The organism is Thiohalocapsa halophila (assembly GCF_016583825.1).
Taxonomy (GTDB): Bacteria; Pseudomonadota; Gammaproteobacteria; order Chromatiales; family Chromatiaceae; genus Thiohalocapsa; species Thiohalocapsa halophila.
The window spans coordinates 1-1665 of record NZ_NRRV01000174.1 but is presented as its reverse complement, the minus strand read 5'-3'; the positions used below and the strand labels follow the sequence as shown (position 1 = coordinate 1665).

Sequence of the window (1665 nt, the reverse complement as noted above, 5' to 3'; positions counted from 1 at the left end):
GGAGCTGCAGATCCTCGGCATCGTCGCCGGCGTGATCCGCCAGGGATGACCGCCTGCCGCTGCAGGCCAGTGGTACCGCCCTTTCAAGCCGCGCCGAGAGACCCCAGCACTCGCCTCACGTAGGTCCGCGTCCAACGCTCCAGCTCCGCAGTCGAGGGGCGCAACGACCAGCTCTCGCTCCATCGCCACCGGCGTCATCGCCTCAGCGATCGCGAGCTTGCTGTGCTCACCGCCGCGCAGAACTTCCACATCCGTCGCGCCGACGGCACCACCGCTGCCCGAGCGCCTCTTCAGCTGCGCGCCGCCGCCACTGTTCGCGCAGGTCCTCGCGCGTGCAGCTACCGCCGCGTCCGCGCCGACGACGACCGCCGAGATTAAAGATGCCCTACCTGACGTCGCTGGCCGCACGACGCGGGTGGTCCGGAGTTATGATCAAGGCTCGGCGTGGGAGGTGAAATCTGCCTCGGCTTCCGCAGTGATGAAACGGCGCAACGGGCTATCCATCAGGTGATGAGGGAAACCACCAGATGCTACCGCCACACCGTTGCTTCCGCGTGAGTCTGCGAGGAAGATGGGCTTCTGCAAATCACAGACTCAGGTGCAGGTTACAGCCTGTATACTCGCCAAGCCACGACAAAGGGTTTCTACGCCAGTGGTTTCAGCCGATCCGTCGCCTCCACGACCGCCGCGATCGCTACCGGCTGGAGCGAACGTTGCCGGGGGCGGGCGGGTTCACCCAATGAGAGAGCCCGCCTTGCACGGCGCAATAAGACTTGCGCGCTACCCCTTCCCCGCCGCTCAATTCAGCGCAATGAGGCTCTCATTCATGGTGTCAGGACAGTCCGCTTCCAACAGGGTGAGCAGGCTGGCGGCGACGTTACTCAGGTCACCCGAGTTCCTTCGCCACTCTACCACCTTGCCGTTGTGGGATATAGCGACCATCGGCACGGGGCTGGTCGAATGCGAGCCTATGGGTCGGCCCTGGGCATCAACCATGACATCGGCATTGCCGTGATCGGCTGTGATGAGCAATTGCCAGCCGTGTTCCTTGGCCCAAGACCCAACCGCGTTCCTGACGAGCTCGTCCACCGCGGAGCCCGCTTTACCCGCTGCGTCTAGATTGCCTTGGTGCCCAACCTGATCAAGGTTGGGGACATTGACGATCAGGACCTGACCGGGGGTGTCGTCGGCCATCAGCCGCTCGAGCTCGGCGCCCAACTGGCTAATCGACATGGCGGGATTTCCCAGGATCTCATCGTCGGGGATGGTCGGCACCTCGACCCCTGTCGAGGTATCATCGCCCTGCATCCCGTTGATAAAGTACGTGACATGGGGGAATTTGCACTGCTCCGACAAACGGACGGTCCGAAACCCTGCTCGCTTCAGTACATCGATGAGCCCACCACTGATCGCTTGAGTCGGGAAGAAGACGTCGTCGAGCGGAACGGCCTCATGTTTCAGCTCAACCATCGCGACTACGTGACAATCCGCGTTCAGCAACTTTGCCAGCTGAGATACGCGGTCTGCGCGATGGTTGGTTAGTCCCTTACCTCCAAAATCCTCGACAAACCGGTGAAGAGTTCAAAGCGCCGCCCTAACCAGGCTGGGCTGCACGAAGTACTCGCGCATCACCAGTGCGGTGATGACGACGCGGCGGCCGAGCTT

Annotated in this window: 1 protein-coding gene and 1 pseudogene; one reads left to right on the top strand and one right to left on the bottom strand. The window is 62.5% G+C overall.

The window, feature by feature from the left end:
• Positions 1–192: 192 nt before the first annotated feature.
• A pseudogene (locus tag CKO31_RS27085) lies at positions 193–378 on the top strand (DUF6399 domain-containing protein); the annotation flags it as partial.
• A 420-nt stretch (positions 379–798) separates the two neighbouring features.
• Here the strand turns inward: CKO31_RS27085 and CKO31_RS25780 are convergent.
• A complete protein-coding gene (locus tag CKO31_RS25780; protein WP_200243696.1) occupies positions 799–1470 on the bottom strand; it encodes an alkaline phosphatase family protein in 672 nt (223 codons plus the stop codon).
• Positions 1471–1665: the final 195 nt, after the last annotated feature.